17 protein-coding genes are annotated in these 13,913 nt (G+C 70.1%); 4 read left to right on the top strand and 13 right to left on the bottom strand.

All coding sequences use genetic code 11. The features are described 5' to 3' along the window. Nucleotides 1-10: 10 nt before the first annotated feature. The 3 genes from B9O00_RS33040 to B9O00_RS12950 form a co-directional block, all read right to left on the bottom strand. Nucleotides 11-616 (bottom strand): hypothetical protein, encoded by a 606-nt coding sequence (locus B9O00_RS33040; RefSeq protein ID WP_085123103.1) that lies wholly within the window; start codon nt 614-616, stop codon nt 11-13. Nucleotides 617-801: 185 nt separating this feature from the next. Further along, nucleotides 802-1,071 carry a hypothetical protein gene (locus B9O00_RS12955; protein WP_085123102.1) on the bottom strand — a complete coding sequence of 90 codons (270 nt, stop codon included), beginning with the start codon at nt 1,069-1,071 and terminating at the stop codon, nt 802-804. A gap of 126 nt (nt 1,072-1,197) precedes the next feature. After that, nucleotides 1,198-1,491, bottom strand: coding sequence for a WGR domain-containing protein (locus B9O00_RS12950; protein WP_085123101.1), 294 nt, complete (start codon nt 1,489-1,491; stop codon nt 1,198-1,200). 617 nt (nt 1,492-2,108) lie between these two features. Here B9O00_RS12950 and B9O00_RS12945 point away from each other — a divergent pair. The 4 genes from B9O00_RS12945 to B9O00_RS12930 all read left to right on the top strand — a co-directional run bounded on the left by B9O00_RS12945 (nt 2,109) and on the right by B9O00_RS12930 (nt 5,926). Then, the gene (locus B9O00_RS12945) at nt 2,109-3,536 is read left to right on the top strand and encodes a hypothetical protein (protein WP_085123100.1); all 1,428 of its coding nucleotides are present in this window, start codon (nt 2,109-2,111) and stop codon (nt 3,534-3,536) included. Nucleotides 3,537-3,913: 377 nt separating this feature from the next. Then, nucleotides 3,914-4,645, top strand: coding sequence for a ParA family protein (locus B9O00_RS12940; protein ID WP_085123099.1), 732 nt, complete (start codon nt 3,914-3,916; stop codon nt 4,643-4,645). After that, the gene (locus B9O00_RS12935) at nt 4,645-5,058 is read left to right on the top strand and encodes a hypothetical protein (RefSeq protein ID WP_085123098.1); all 414 of its coding nucleotides are present in this window, start codon (nt 4,645-4,647) and stop codon (nt 5,056-5,058) included. The genes B9O00_RS12940 and B9O00_RS12935 overlap by 1 nt, the downstream gene beginning before the upstream one ends. A gap of 163 nt (nt 5,059-5,221) precedes the next feature. Beyond that, complete coding sequence (locus B9O00_RS12930; protein ID WP_143596216.1) at nt 5,222-5,926, top strand: hypothetical protein; 705 nt, start codon at nt 5,222-5,224, stop codon at nt 5,924-5,926. 54 nt (nt 5,927-5,980) lie between these two features. Here the strand turns inward: B9O00_RS12930 and B9O00_RS12925 are convergent, their stop codons facing one another. The 10 genes from B9O00_RS12925 to B9O00_RS12880 all read right to left on the bottom strand — a co-directional run bounded on the left by B9O00_RS12925 (nt 5,981) and on the right by B9O00_RS12880 (nt 13,870). Further along, the gene (locus B9O00_RS12925) at nt 5,981-6,364 is read right to left on the bottom strand and encodes a type II toxin-antitoxin system VapC family toxin (protein WP_085123096.1); all 384 of its coding nucleotides are present in this window, start codon (nt 6,362-6,364) and stop codon (nt 5,981-5,983) included. After that, the gene (locus tag B9O00_RS12920) at nt 6,361-6,594 is read right to left on the bottom strand and encodes a type II toxin-antitoxin system Phd/YefM family antitoxin (protein WP_085123095.1); all 234 of its coding nucleotides are present in this window, start codon (nt 6,592-6,594) and stop codon (nt 6,361-6,363) included. Before B9O00_RS12920 ends, B9O00_RS12925 begins: the two co-directional genes overlap by 4 nt. A gap of 274 nt (nt 6,595-6,868) precedes the next feature. Beyond that, complete coding sequence (locus B9O00_RS12915) at nt 6,869-7,870, bottom strand: hypothetical protein (RefSeq protein ID WP_085123094.1); 1,002 nt, start codon at nt 7,868-7,870, stop codon at nt 6,869-6,871. A gap of 467 nt (nt 7,871-8,337) precedes the next feature. Next, on the bottom strand, nt 8,338-9,162 hold the full coding sequence (locus tag B9O00_RS12910; RefSeq protein ID WP_085123215.1) for a nucleoside phosphorylase: 825 nt from the start codon (nt 9,160-9,162) through the stop codon (nt 8,338-8,340). Next, nucleotides 9,159-9,503: a MerC family mercury resistance protein gene (locus tag B9O00_RS12905; RefSeq protein ID WP_159460207.1), complete on the bottom strand. Its 345-nt coding sequence runs from the start codon at nt 9,501-9,503 to the stop codon at nt 9,159-9,161. The genes B9O00_RS12910 and B9O00_RS12905 overlap by 4 nt, the downstream gene beginning before the upstream one ends. 148 nt (nt 9,504-9,651) lie before the next feature. Further along, complete coding sequence (locus B9O00_RS12900) at nt 9,652-10,779, bottom strand: cysteine desulfurase family protein (RefSeq protein ID WP_085123092.1); 1,128 nt, start codon at nt 10,777-10,779, stop codon at nt 9,652-9,654. Nucleotides 10,780-10,886: 107 nt separating this feature from the next. Continuing rightward, nucleotides 10,887-11,240: a DsrE/DsrF/TusD sulfur relay family protein gene (locus B9O00_RS12895; RefSeq protein WP_085123091.1), complete on the bottom strand. Its 354-nt coding sequence runs from the start codon at nt 11,238-11,240 to the stop codon at nt 10,887-10,889. Further along, nucleotides 11,237-12,307, bottom strand: a complete 1,071-nt coding sequence (locus B9O00_RS12890; RefSeq protein ID WP_200808487.1) for a VTT domain-containing protein — start codon at nt 12,305-12,307, stop codon at nt 11,237-11,239. Before B9O00_RS12890 ends, B9O00_RS12895 begins: the two co-directional genes overlap by 4 nt. Further along, entirely contained in the window at nt 12,304-13,059 is a 756-nt protein-coding gene (locus B9O00_RS12885; RefSeq protein WP_159460206.1) for a DUF1499 domain-containing protein, read from the bottom strand. Before B9O00_RS12885 ends, B9O00_RS12890 begins: the two co-directional genes overlap by 4 nt. Beyond that, nucleotides 13,037-13,870: a sterol desaturase family protein gene (locus B9O00_RS12880; RefSeq protein ID WP_235017122.1), complete on the bottom strand. Its 834-nt coding sequence runs from the start codon at nt 13,868-13,870 to the stop codon at nt 13,037-13,039. The genes B9O00_RS12885 and B9O00_RS12880 overlap by 23 nt, the downstream gene beginning before the upstream one ends. Nucleotides 13,871-13,913: the final 43 nt, after the last annotated feature.

The raw sequence follows: 13,913 nt of genomic DNA, 5'->3' as shown, positions 1-13,913 counted from the left end.
GGCCCGGGCCTCACGCGATGTTGCGCTGCTTCTGGTCGCCGCGCTGAAGGCGCCCCTCCAGGTAGAGGGCGCGCTCGATCTGGCGCTCGAGGAATTGCGTCAGGGCGCTCCCGTAGAGCCCGAGCGCGCGCCCCTCGGCGATCTGGCCGAGCAGGTAGGCGAAGACGCGGGCCTTGCGCGCGGCGCTGAGCTGGCCCGCTGCCGCCTCGACGACCTCCCAGGCCTGCTCGGCGTCGTTGACGAAGCCCTCCGGGAAGGTGGTTCCGGCGGCCTTGTCTCCGGGGTGAGCGCGCTCGCCGGTCGCCAGCCAGTCGAGGCTCACCCCCGCCGTCTCGCAGAGGATCTGGGCGGAGTGCAGCGGCGTCTTGGCCTTGCCCCGGGCGTGGCGCGAAAGCGTGTCGCGCTGCAGCCCCGTCAGGTCGGCCGCCTTGTGGTACCCACCGACGGCGTCGATGAGCTCGGCGAAGCGCTCGCCGAAGGCGGGCGTCCAGCCCGGGACCGCCTCCTCGGCGGACACCGGCTTCGGGCGTGGCCCGGTCTTCCGGCGGCGGGCGGCCTGGCCCTTCGCGGGAGCGCTCTTGGCCCCCTCCGTCCGGCCCTTGGCTTCGCCAGTCATTGAGCGATCCTCCACCTTCTGGGAACCACCGGGGCGTCTCCGACGAAGGTCGTCACCCCGGCGCCGTCCGCTCGGGCCACAGCAAATCCGATGCAGCTTACCCGACTAGGGGCATTTTAGCGATGTCATAAGGATTTTCGAGCGCCGATGTCGGCTTTTCAAGGCCTGCGGCGCGAACCCGCGGGTCACGCACGATCGCCCAGCAGGCGCTGCAGCGCCTGCACCAGCGTCGGCACCTCGACGAGGCGCCGCGTCAGCGTGCCGAGTGCCCGCTCGAGGCGCCGCAGCTCCTCGGGGCTCGGCGGCACGGGCGCTTCGTCGTCCACCGGCGCGCCCCCGCCCACTCCGGCGTGGGACGCCAGGGAAACCAGACGCCGCTCGGCGATCTGGGCCTCGCCGGCCCACTCGCCGAGGTCGACCTCGGCCGCAGTCGCGGCGACGCAGAGCGCGCGCAATGCCTGGAAGGCCGCTTCCCGGCCGTCGCCCGACGCCGCCTCGCCCTGCCGACCGGCGCCTTGCCGCCTGCCCGCCCGAGAAGTCTTTCGCTGCCCTGACACCCTGCCAGTCCGATAGGCTCCGGATCAGGCGACGCGGTAGCCGCGCCGCCGCTTCCTGTCTAGCAGGTCGCATCGCGCCGCCAAAGCGTCCTGCAGCGAGGGGCAGGGCTGCTCGAGCGTCCGTCCGGACTGTCCGATCCGTCCCCACTCGCGCAGCAGCGAGGGGCTGCCGAAGAGATCCTGCTGAACGACGAGCCGGTAGAAGCGGAAGCAGTTGCGCGCCGGCTCGACCCGCCTCAGGTCGATCGGCGCCGGCCAGGCCGACGCGGGCGAAGTCGACTCCCCGGGGAGCGACGGATCCGACGGGGGAACCGGCATGGCGAACTCCTGGCAACGAAAGGAGAACGCCAGAGTCGCACGAGCGGATTCGCCGAGGCAAGTGGAAAGCCGAGCAAAGAGCCAAACGGACCGCCCACGTGTCACTTCTTCCGGGGACCCTGCGACAGTCCCTTCAGGCTGTCCTTGTCGACGTCGCGATAGACCGCACCACTGCTGCCTGGGGGCCCGGAACCTCCGCCCCCTGCGCCGCTCCCACGGTTGCCTCCGTAGCGGACGATGCGATCCGCGAGCTCGGACCAGGGGATGTCGAAAGGCTCGTCGCCCCGGGCGAGCACCGATGTCGGCTCGCTGGCGACCCCGGCCTCGAGCGCTGTGACAACCTCGCGACTTGCCGGCTGCCCCTGCTCAGAGACTCGCGCACAATTGCGTGGAATCCACTCTATTCGACGGCCGCCCTCCCCTCTTTGCGCGTTTCCCGCTATCCTCGCCGACGGAACAAGGCCTGTCCTCGTGAAAAACGGGGACCTGCTCCCGCGGAAGCGGGGGCCTGCCCTCGCGCCCTGCCCCTGGCGGAGCCTGCCCCCCGATCGGGGGGCAGGCCCCGGCTTCGAACGGGGAACGGGCCGCTCGGGCGCTGCAAACCGGAGGATGGCGCGATGGACATCGAACTGGAGGCGCCTGGTGGCGCCGGTTACCGCTTCGGCACCGACCCGAGCTCGATCCTGGGCTCGGTGCGCGACCTCGTCGGCCCGGAGGAAGAGGCCGACGCCGGGGGCGACCACGCCGTTCTCGCGGCCGCGCCCGGGGAAGACGAGGCGCCGGACGACGCCGGCGCCGGAGATCCGTCGTTCTCGCGATCGATCGACGCCTACGAGGACGACCGGCCGCAGGCGGGCGATCCGCAGCCCCTGGACTGGATCGACGACGAGGAGGTCGCGGACGCCGGGCTGGCCGGTTCCGCGGGGGGGCCGGAAGGCGATCCCCTGCTCGAGGCTCCCTCGCCCCCTCACGCGGCCCCGCCCGTCGACGAATCCCAGGCCGAGCCGTCCGACCTTGCCCGGCCCCTCGCGGGCGAGCCGGCACTCGGTGATCCCGGACCTGAGGGCGAGCTCCGCGACGATCCGGACCAGCTCGACGGCCCGGGCGCGATCGGCGAGGCCCCGGTGGCGCTCCCGGCCCATGACGTCCTGGCCCACGACGGGGAGGAAGCGGATCTGCCGGGCGAATGGCCCGAAACCGAGGGGGACGACGAGGGGCCGTCATTGTCGCTCGGTCCCGCACCCTTCGATGCAACGCTCGGCGGCTTCGGGGACGAGGCCGCCGACGAGGCCCCGCAGTACGAGACCTTGCCGTACGGGACCTTGCAGGACGAGAGCTGGGCCCCTGACACCTGGCCCGACGAGACCTGGCCTGGAGGGCAAGCAGGGGAGGACCTGCCGGGCGCGGTGACGAGCCCGCCCGAGGTCGAGGATGGCCGCAGCGCGTTGGCTGAGATGGACTTGACGGGCCTCACCGGGCCTGCGAGCGCGGGCCGGGCCGGGGCCGCGTCCACCCCCTCCCCTCTTTCCGACGACGCAGATGCCCAGGATGCGCAGGACCGACCGCTCGGCGCGACCGCCGGAGCCGCCCCTTGCGAGGATAACGTTCCACCCTTTGCTGCAGGGCCGGGCAGCGTCGCGGGTGGGGCGCGCGCGGGCGAGCCCTCCCCTGCCTCCTGGGGCACGGGCGAGGCCACCCAGCTGTCCCGGCAGATCGCCGAACATCTCGCGCCTCTGCTGGCCGCTCCGATTTCCGCTCGACCGCGTCCGCGGCGGGTCGCCTCCCATGCCGCGGCCGCGCTTCTCGGTGCCGCCGCGGCGGTCGCGCTGGTCGTCTACCTCGGCGTGCCCCCTTCGATCTCGCCGAGTGGTTTGGGCGATGGCTTCTCCGGCGGAACAGCCCCAGGGACTGCAGTGGCGGGAGCCACAGAGGCGCTTCCGGCCGGGACCCAGGCGGCGGCACCGCGTGGCCCCGTCTGTGCCGGCGCTGTCATGACGGTGGTCGAAGGTACGCTCTCCGGCCGCCGGTGGTGCTGGCTGCGCTAGGCTTCGCGGTCCCCTGGATCTTCCGGCCGGTTGCGATGGCGCGGTCGGTCAGGTACCGGCTAGCCGATAGCCGTTAGCTGATCCGCCTCGTCAATGAGGACGCTTGCTATTGGCTAGCGGTTAATAGTTACCGGTTAACGCCTAACTGATAACAGGCGACCTGGTTTCCTTTAACCGCTACCCGATAACCATTACCCGCTAACCGTTGCCTGTTATCTGTTACCCACTATCCGCTATCCCTTAACGCCTAGCCTCTAACTGATACCTGCTTGCCGCTACCCGCTAACCGCTATACGCTATCGGACAACCGCTAGCCGCTTTCAGCTAGCCTTTAGCTCGCCGCTACAGGCCGCCGCACGACAGACCCGGGAGCTTCCATGGCCGCTCAGATCATCTCCGCAATCCAGCAGAAGGGCGGGGTCGGCAAATCCACCCTGCTCTGTGCCATGGCCGCCTACATGGCGCGCGACGGCGCCAAGTGCCTGATCCTGGACCTCGACCCACAGCACACCTGCCTCGCCTTCCACAACACCGCCGAGCGACTCGCCGAAGAGGGGGAAGGGGAGGGGGCCCGCTTCGACGTGCTCGAGGGCGACCCGTCGGACAGCGCCAGCCTCCGGCCCCTCATCGCAGAGCACAAGGACGGCTACGACGTCATCTTCATCGACACCATCGGAATCGAGAGCCAGATGATCGTCTACGCCGCTGCCCAGTCGGACCTGGTCCTGATCCCCTGCGGCCCGTCCTCGCCGGACGCCAAGGGCGCGCTCAAGACATGGCGCAAGCTCCAGGAGGTGCGGGAGATCTCCGATCGCCCGGAGGAAGCCCTCGCGGTCATGACCAACGTCTCGCTGACCGCCAAGATCACGGAGATCATGATGCAGAGCCTCCTCAACCAGGGCGTGCCGCTGCTCGCGACCGCCGTCCCGACGCTGACCGGCTGGCGCGAGATGCACGCCACCGGCGACCTGCCCGGCGGCAAGGCGGCCGTCTCCCTCGGACACCTGATGGGCGCCCTCCAGACGAAAGGCCTGCTGGCCTACTATCGGCCAGGCGGGCCCTGGGATCGCCGCACCGGCAGGCAAGCCGTGACCGAGGAGGTGTCGTGATGGCGGTTCTCAAGCGCGGCACCACGATCAGCCTCGAAGACGACACGCCCCGAGCCGAGCGCCCCCAGCCGGCGCCGGCGTCGCCTGCTCCGGGCCCCTCCGCCGGCGGCCAGCAATCGCGGGAGGGCAGGGGCGCCCCGTCGCCCCGGCAGCCCCGGGAGGAGTGCGACGTCGAGCGGCAGCTCGCGCAGCTCGCCCAGCAGACCGGCACCCACCTGGGTCCGATCCGCGACGAGCGAGACTGGACCCCGATTCTCTTCGCCGTGCGCGTGCCGACCTGGATCAAGGAGGAGTTCGACCGCCTCTGCGACAAGCGCGGCCTCATCAAGAAGGACGGACTGCTGGACGCGCTGCGCGCCTGGGGCATGGATGTGCCGAGCTCCAAGGAGCTCGACCGCCGACGACGCTACTGATCGGCGTTCGCTGCCTCCGTGCATCCCCCCTCGCGCGCATTCTCCCCGAAACTATGCGCCTGACGCGTCTCCAATATGGACAGTTGCACTGACCCAAACTAGCGTGCCCGCATGCGCTGTAGCACGGCGGTCAGGCAGGCCATTGGGGGGGCGATCAGGTAGCATGGGTCTTGTTCACTACGAGTGCGGCATCGACGAAATCGGAAACACGCCAGTTCCCTCGCAGTTCGACCGCCTGAGAATTCGCATCCACAGCCCAAACTGGACCCTCGAGGAGATCTACAGCCGCCCCGAACGCCTCGTGCGGCGCCTCGACGAGCTGCAGAAGCTCTGGACCCTGTCGAAGGAATCCGTCGTTCCCCTCAGCGCCTGGCGGCCCTACCACGCTGCCGCCGTGTCGCCCCTCGAGATCGACGGCGGTCACCTGCCGTCGGTCGTGGAGGCCTGGTCGGACCACGGCGGCCGCTTCTGCCCCGAGCTCGCCAAGCACCTGCAGAAGCTCGGCCTGCTCGGCCGGACGATCGTGCTCCGCGAGAAGCACGACGGCCGGCTCTTCTACCAGTACATCGGGCCGGAGCTGCAGGAGCGCTTCGGCGAGCTCTGGGTCCGCGATGCGAACCGCCGGCCGATCGACTGGGACGAGCAGCACGACCCGGAGTTCAGCGCCTGGTGCGCCGAGGCCTACTTCGCCGCCTACTTCGACCAGCAGCCGAAGCGCCACCACGTCGACGCCCTGATCGCCGAGGTCGCGGGCGAGCGCAAGATCCGGGTCAACTACGACCGCGTCATGCTGCCCATCACCACCATGGACGGCACACCGGGCCTCATGGTGGTCAGCGAGCAGCGCGCCGGGCTGCTGCCGCTCTAGGGTGTAGGATAGGAGAGGGCAGGGCGGTCCCCGCCGCCGGTAGCCGCCGGGCCCTCACCACACGCGCCGGACGATCCCGTCGAACACCGCATCAGCCGACACCAGAGGTAGCTTGAAGTGGGTCGCCGTCGCTGCCAGCAGGCGATCGAATGGATCGCGGTGCGACCAGGCCATCATGCCGGCCGACAGGCAGATCTCCGGTTCCAGACTGGCGATCGAGCCGCCTTGCTCTCCGAGCAGAACGGCGAGCTTGCCCGCGAAAGGCTCCATCTCCGGCCATTTGCCGAGCCGCACCTTCTGGGCGACCTCGAAGAAGCTGATCGGGCTGACCAGAACCGCGTCGGCTGCTTCCATGGCGCCCCGGGCCGTCCTCGAGAGCCGCTCGTCCCCGCCAAGACTCCAGGCCCAGGCGTGGGTGTCGAGCAGGACCGCCGTCACCGGCTGCCCTCCCAAAGCTCGAGATCGCCTTCCTCCATCGGCTCGAAGAAGTCCGGGCCCCGGCCGAGCCGGCCCTCGAGCAGGCCGACCTTGAAGGCACACTTGGCGACCGGGACGAGCCGCACGACGGGCGTGCTGCCCTTGGCGATCACGATCTCCTCGCCGGCAAGAGCAGCCTCGATGAGCTTGGAGAGATTGGTCTTCGCTGCGTGAACGGTGAACTGTCGCATCGCGGGCCTCCTGGCGAGCCATGGCTAAGTTAGTCAGGTCATGCGCTTTAGTCAAGTTAGCTAACCGGGATTCCCACTCCCTTCCCCAACTCCGTGACCCAGTGCGGCGACGGGATTCGGCCGGGCAGGCACCGCGCCAGGAGGCACAGACGGTCGGCGATATCGCCGGCATCAAAATGACCGAAGGCCATCGCTAACCGCTATCTGATAGCCGCTGCTTCATGTCGACTGCGCAACCGCGCCTGCTCTCAGCTACGAGCGCCGGACAGGTCCCTCACGCCAGCTCCGAAGCCCAGCTCGGCAGCCAGACCCGATAGCGCCGCCGGCGGGTCAGCAGCCGCAGCCAGCCAGCCTCCTCGAGCCGGCCCAGGCTCGCCGCCGTCGCGATCGCCGTCATCCCCAGCCTCGCGGCTGCCTCCGGCGCCGAGACCAGCAGATCGGACGCCGCCAGGCGCAGCAGGTCGCCGCGCCGGTCGCCGCGGCGCAGGGGAAGCCTCTCGAGCGCGCTCCACCAGGCCTCGGCCCGGCTGAGCCGGCCGTGCCAGGCGCCGGCCGCAGCCTCCAGGGTCGCAGCGAGACGCTCCGGACCGTCGATCGCCGCCGGGCGGAAGGACCCGGCCCGGCCGGCGAAGGCGGCCAGCAGCAGGGCAGGGGAGCCGAGCCCGGCGAGACCGAGACAGGCGCCGGCTGCGGCCGACGCCGCCAGACGCGCGAGCGGCTCGCCGGCGAGCTCGACGTCGAGCCTGCGCAGCGCCGTGGCCGCGGCCGCAATCGGCTCCTCGGGCAGCGGGTCGGCGAGGCAACGGCCGAGCTCGGCCGCCTCCAGGCCGAGGGTCGGCGCGAGCCCGCGAGGATCATCCGGGTCCAGCAGCTCGGCCGGCGTGCGCCGCTCGAGCCGCTCGAGCAGGCCATGTCCCCGAAGGCTCGCCGAGATCTCCGCGCTGGGCGCCCCGAAGAGGCTGTCCGAAAGGGCGCGTGCAATGGCTCCGGCGCCGACCGGGCGGTCCTCCACCGCTGCCAGACCGGCGGCCGCCTCGAGCAGCAGCAGGCGCGCGACGCCGGCGTCGAGCGAAGCGGGGAGGGCGCGGCGCCGCTGGTCGAGGCGCGCCAGGGCCACGAGCGCCCGCCAACTCCCGCCGGCGCCGGACGGCAGCTGCGGCCGCTGCCGTCTTGCGGGCAGGGCAGGGGCCTCCGGCCAGTCGGGCTCGTCCTCCTCCCGGTCGTAGATCGACGGGAGGTCCAGCCCGTCCTCGATGGGGTCCCGGACTTTCGGCATAGAGACGATTCTATACGCTCTTCCCGCTCCTAACCAAGCGTTCTTGACCTTTCCACTTTGCTACTGATCCGCTTTCGGAAGCTGCATTCACACATCCGATAAGTATCCCTTATCGGACTCTTGCCGCAACGCCGGCGACAGGGCCAGAATCGGCCCCATTGTCGGATTCCCCCAAATCCGTAGAATCCGAGGCTCTCAGCGCCGTCCGGTGCCTTTAACCCGTAGAACGAGCCGCCACACGCGCCCAGCGAATCCCCTTAATCCGTAGAACCTGACCCTCTGATGCGTAGAACGGCCGGCCGACGCGGTCGCCGGGCGGCGCGCGAGGATTCCTGCGGTTACGGCGGAGGGCGGCAGGCACCTTCCAGTGCCGCGCCTCGCGGCGGCCTTCGGCGGGACACGGACGATGATCGCTGCCGAAGACGGCGCCGCCCTTGGGGGCGGCGGGAGTCGCCGCTCGCCCGCCTTCAGCTGGCTCTGCCCGGCGCTGGCGGCACTTCCATGAGCCGCCTGGCTGCGGCGACGATAACTCCGAGCGCGTCGGTGGTGCCGTCGGCTTCGCCCTTCTCGAAGTCGCCTTCGATCCGGCCCATCTGGTTCGTGACGTGCGCGAAGCAAAGCACGGCCTTCGCGCGGGCTCGCGCGAAGGCATAGAGCGCAGCCGCCTCCATCTCGACCGCGAGCAGCTCCTTCGCCCGCATCGTCGCGATCGCCTCGAGCGTTTCGCGGAACGGCGCATCGGTCGTCCAGGTGGCGCCACGGAGCACCGGGACCCGCAGGTCGTCGAACGCGCCGCGCAGGGTTGCCATGAGCGCGTCGTCGATCGCACTGAACTCTGCCGGCGCGGCGTAGTGATAGCTGGTGCCCTCGTCGCGCAGGGCCCGCTCGATCAGGACGAAGTACGGTGGTGGTCGGACCGCCACCAGCTGCCCGGCCGAGGTCATGCTGATCAGCAACCGGCAGCCGGAAGCGAACAGCTGCTCGGCGAGCAGCACCGCGAAGGGGGCTCCGACCGCGCAGCCGATGATGCCGAACTCGATGCCGGCCTCGACGAAGCGGTGGAGCTCGGTGTGATAGCAGCTCCAGGCGGGATCGGCGGCGGCGCGGCCCTCCGTTTTCAGGCGGCGCACGAGATCCCCGTCCGGATCGAGTATGCAGGCTTCGGGCACGCTTCCCTCGGCGAGCCCCTTCTGGCGTCGCGCTTCGCGCAGCAGACTTTCCGGGGTGAAAGCCGACGGCGAACCGAAGTGCTTGTACGTCAGGATGGGCGGTCGGCCCTCGATGTCGGTCACGCGGTCTTCCTCCGAGCGCGGCCCGCCGCGCGCCAATCGAGATAGGTTCCCGCACAGAGGAACACGAAGCCGACGATCTCGACGGCGCGCGCGTAGGCAACCGTCATCGTGATGCTGATCAGCGCCACGCCGACGGCCGCGAGGGCAAGCGGCCGGAGCAGGCGATGGCGACGCCATCGGAGCCAGAGCGCCGGCAGCGTCAGCCAGGCGAAAATGACGATGGCGCCCGCCCAGACGGCTTCGTTCAAGGCGATCGTGACGCCGAGCGCGCCGAGCAGGGCCGATGCCGCGAGCGTGCCGTAGCAGGCAAGCATCGACAGAGCTGCCGCTGCGGGCGCCATCCAGGCTCTGTTCCCTCGAGTCCTCATGCCGCCCTCCTCTCGAGGCGCGTCGCACGTTCCGGTTCCGGCGACGAGCGGCGATGCTGAGCCGGAACAGGCGGTCGGTCTCGGCCCTCGTCGGATCCGCCTGTCGGTCGCGCGTGCGTCATCACGACGCCGGGACGAGCGCGGCGGTGAGCCGCTCCAGGACCGTGCCGATCTCCGCGGCCGTCGTCCGGCGGCCGAGACTGAAACGGATGGCGCCCATGCCGATCTCGGGCGCGATGCCCATCGCCGCCAGCACCGGCGACAGCTCGATTCGCCCGGCATGGCAGGCCGAGCCAGTCGAGGCGGCGATGCCGTCGAGCTTACCGAGGAGCTCGCTACCCACGACGCCGGGGAAGGCGACGTTGAGCGTGTTGGGCAGGCGGTGTTCGGGGTCGCCGTTGAGCACGACGCGGGAGCCGAAGCGCTCGCGCAGCCCGCCCCAGAAGCTGTCCCGCAGCCGGCGCACACCGTCCATGGCCGAGAGGTCGGCGGCCAGCGCGCAGGCTTCGCCGAGAGCGGCAGCGAGCAGGGCGCTTTCGGTTCCGGCTCGCCGGCCGCCCTCGTGGCCCGCCCCGTGGATCAGCGGCTCGAGCGCGACCCCGCGCCGGACATAGAGCGCGCCGATGCCCTTGGGCGCGTAGAGCTTGTGCCCGGCGACGCTGAGCAGGTCGACCCCGAGATCGTCCACCTTCGCCGGGATCTTGCCGACCGACTGCGCCGCGTCCGTGTGGAACGGGACCCCGCGCTCACGCGCGACCTGCGCCAGCGCCTCGATCGGCTGGATCGTGCCGACCTCGTTGTTCGCGTGCATCACGCTGACCAGGATCGTGCGCGAGCTGATCGCGCGGCGCAGGTCGTCGGGATCGACGCGGCCGGTGCCGTCGACCGGCAGGTAGGTCACGGCCGCGCCGAGCCGCTCGAGGAACCGGCAGGGCGACAGGATCGCCGGGTGCTCGACGGCCGTGGTGACGATGTGCGCGCCGTCGCGGGGCCCGGCGAAGAAGGTGCCCTTGAGTGCCAGGTTGTTCGCTTCGCTGCCGCCGCTCGTGAACACGATCTCGTCGGACCGGCATCCGAGCATGGCCGCGACCTTGCCGCGGGCGCGCTCCAGGGCATCCTTCGCCGGCAGGCTCGCCCAATGGCCGCTCGACGGGTTGCCGAACGCTTCCTCCAGGTATGGTCGCATCGCTGCGGCCACCTTCGGATCAATCGGCGTGCTGGCGTTGTGGTCCAGGTAGATCCGCGACACCGAACGACCTCCCTATCCGTTTCGTCTGCTTGTTTCCGGCGGCGCTAGTGTTGATTTGGTGGGCTGATCCAGCCAAGGGAACGGAACCTTCCATTGGCATCGGACCACTAGAACACCAGCAGCTTGTCGGCTTCAATGGTGGCCGATGCCAACTCGTCCATGGTGCTGCGCTGCGCGCCTTCGACCAGGTCGCTCTCGGCGATGCCGCGCGCGTCCATGCAAGTGCCGCACAGCAGCACCCGGCCCTTGCCGGTGACGACGTGTTTCACCATGCGCTCTACGTTGTAGTAGCCGTTCGGTGTCTTCTGGCCCGCCTTCGCGGCGAGCACGGCGTCGGCCATCAGGAACACGGTGACCTTGCCGTCCGGGTCGTTCTTGAACAGAGCATGGGCGAGCCGCAGGGCGTTGTAGCAGCGCTCGCTGCCGTAGGGCGGGTCGTTGACGATGAACAGCGTTCTCATGGGCCTTCTCCAATGACTGCCGATCGGTCTCGCGGCGCTCCCTGCTCGATGGGCCGGCCGGCGCGGCTCCACGCCTCCATGCCGCCGCGGAGCACGCGCAGGTCGCGGAAGCCGGCCTCGCGCAGCAACGCCGCCGCGTCCGTCGAGCGCTTGTCCGTGCGGCAGACCAGGATGACCGGCCTGTCCTCGGGGCCATTGATCCCACCCATCCGGCCGGGCAGATCGCCCAGCGGCAGATTGACCGCTCCCGCGATATGGCCGAGCGGACCGACGAACTCGTCGGGACTGTGCACGTCGACGACCGTCGGGTGCCGCTCGGCCAACCCGTCCGCGAGTTCGTCGACCTCGATCCACCGCGGTCCTCGTCGGCGCAATCGCCGGCCGAGACGCGGCAGGAAGGCGATGGCCGCCAGCAGACCCAGGGCCGCGAGGCCGTAGCGGATCGCCGAGGCGTCGCCGGCAAGTGCGGATCTCCCCGCGTGGCCCAGCCAGCTGTAGGCCACGGCACCAGGCGCCATGCAGACCAGCGAGGTGACGACATACAGCAGCAACGGAATCCGAGTCAGCCCCAGCCCGTAGTTCGTCAGGTTGAAGGGGAACAGCGGGACCAGGCGGACGAAGGCGACGAAGCGCCAGCCCTCGGCTTCGATGCCGCGGATGAAGCGCTCGGCCTGCGGACCCGTCCTGCCCCGTACCCAGTCGGAAGCGACATACCGCGCAATCAGGAAAGCCCCCGACGCTCCCAGGGTCGCGCCGGCGAGGTTCAGCAGCGTCCCCCAGACGGGCCCGAAGAGGGCGCCGGCGACGAGCGCGAAGACGGAGCCGGGCAGGAACAGCAACGTGCCCGCCGCGTAGAGCTCGACAAAGATGAGCGGCGCCCAGATTCCGGCTTCCTCGACGCGGCCAGCAAGCGCTGCCGGCTCGAGCCAGTCGGGCTTGACGCCGACGACGGCGACGATGACGCCGGCAGAGAGAAGCAGGAATAGACTGCAGGCGACTGGGCGCAGGGGCTTCGACTTTCTCCCGAATCTGCTGCCCGCCGCGCCTTGTGTCCGCAATCGTTTCAAGGTTGCCGATCCTCCGAGGCTCGTTCGCGCAGCTGCGCGCAGAAGTCGCGGATGCGTGCGGCGTTCACGCCGCGATCGATGCGCCCGAGGCGTGAGCGGGAGCGCAGGTCGACCTCGGCCTTCCCCTCCGCGGATTCGATCCGGATGACGACCTCGTCCTTGAAGCCGTAGATCGGACTGGTGGCGACGGCTTCGATGCGGCCCTCGTCGGGGGCCTCGGCGACGATCTCCCAGCCGTTGTCCTGCGCAATCTCCCGCGCGAGGGTGAAGGCGCGCTCGCGTGTGATGCTCAGCAAGAGGGTCCCCAGATCCGGATAGGCCACATGCTGCAGCTCGGCGGCCCGCCCGCCCGGGTACTCGCTGGGGTTGGGCATGTCCCAGAAGATCGGCGGATCGTCGGTGTCGGTGCTGATGTCATTGATCGGCGGGTAATGGCGCGTCGCGTACTCCCACCTCACCGCCATGGCCAGGACGGGTACGGCCGCGACGAAGCCGAGCAGCCCGAGCGGGACGCCACGTCTGACGCACCGGCGCGACGCCGAGATCAGCCCGACGAGCGAGAGGGCGACGCCCAGGGCGGCTGCATAGGCGCCGTATTCGGCGAGGCTCAGCGCCGTCGTCACCGGCCACCAAGCGAGCCGGTAGCCGACGGCGGAGGCCGCCAGAGCAGCGATGGCGCCCAGTCCGCAGATGAAGCCGAGCAGCGCCATCCGGGATCGCGACTTCCTGTCAGCTGGCGCGTCGGAGGTCATCGGCATTCTCTTCTCTGCGATTGATCGGATATCCCGATGCGGGGCCGCGGAACGGCTGTGTCAGCAACCGGTCGAGCCACAGATCGCGCGGGGTCCGGAACTGCTCGATGCCGAGTGTCATGGCCTCGTGCCCGGCGCTGGGCTGGGCCCGGTAGGTGCCGAGCAGCCGGTCCCACCAGGGCAGGTTGAAGCCGAAGTTGCTGTTGGTCTCGTGCGGCAGGATGGAGTGGTGGACCCGGTGCATGTCCGGGGTCACCACGATCCAGCGCAGCGCCCGGTCCAGACCGGCCGGCATGCCCACGTTGCCGTGGTTGAACAGGGAGGTGGCGTTCAGCAGCACCTCGAAGATCAGGACGGCGACGGCCGGCGGGCCGAGCAGGGCGACCACGGCCAGCTTGATGCCCATCGAGAGGAGGATCTCGAAGGGATGGAAGCGCAGCCCGGTGGTAACGTCGAACTCGAGGTCGGCGTGGTGCATGCGGTGCAGCCGCCAGAATGCCGGCACCGCATGGAACAGCACGTGCTGTAGGTAGATCGCGAGGTCGAGGATCAGCACGGAGCCGACCACGGCCAGCCATTCGGGCACCGCGACCGCGTTGAACAGACCCCAGCCGCGCTCCGCCGCGAGCAGCGCAAAGCCGACGGCAGCGGTCGGGAAGACGAGCCGCAGCAGCAGCGTGTCGAGGACGACGATCCCGAGATTGCTCGGCCAGCGCAGGTCGCGCCCGATTGCCTGGGGCCGGCGCGGCGCCAGCAGCTCCCAGCCGGCCATCAGCGCCAGCACGCCGGTGAAGAAGCCCAGGCGGATCAACGGCTCATGTGTCAGCAACACTTAGTTCCCAGGTCATCGGTCT

The organism is Tistlia consotensis USBA 355, assembly GCF_900177295.1.
Lineage (GTDB): Bacteria > Pseudomonadota > Alphaproteobacteria > Kiloniellales > DSM-21159 > Tistlia > Tistlia consotensis.
The sequence above is the reverse complement of the archived record's forward strand: the minus strand, read 5'-3'. Positions and strand labels throughout refer to the sequence as shown.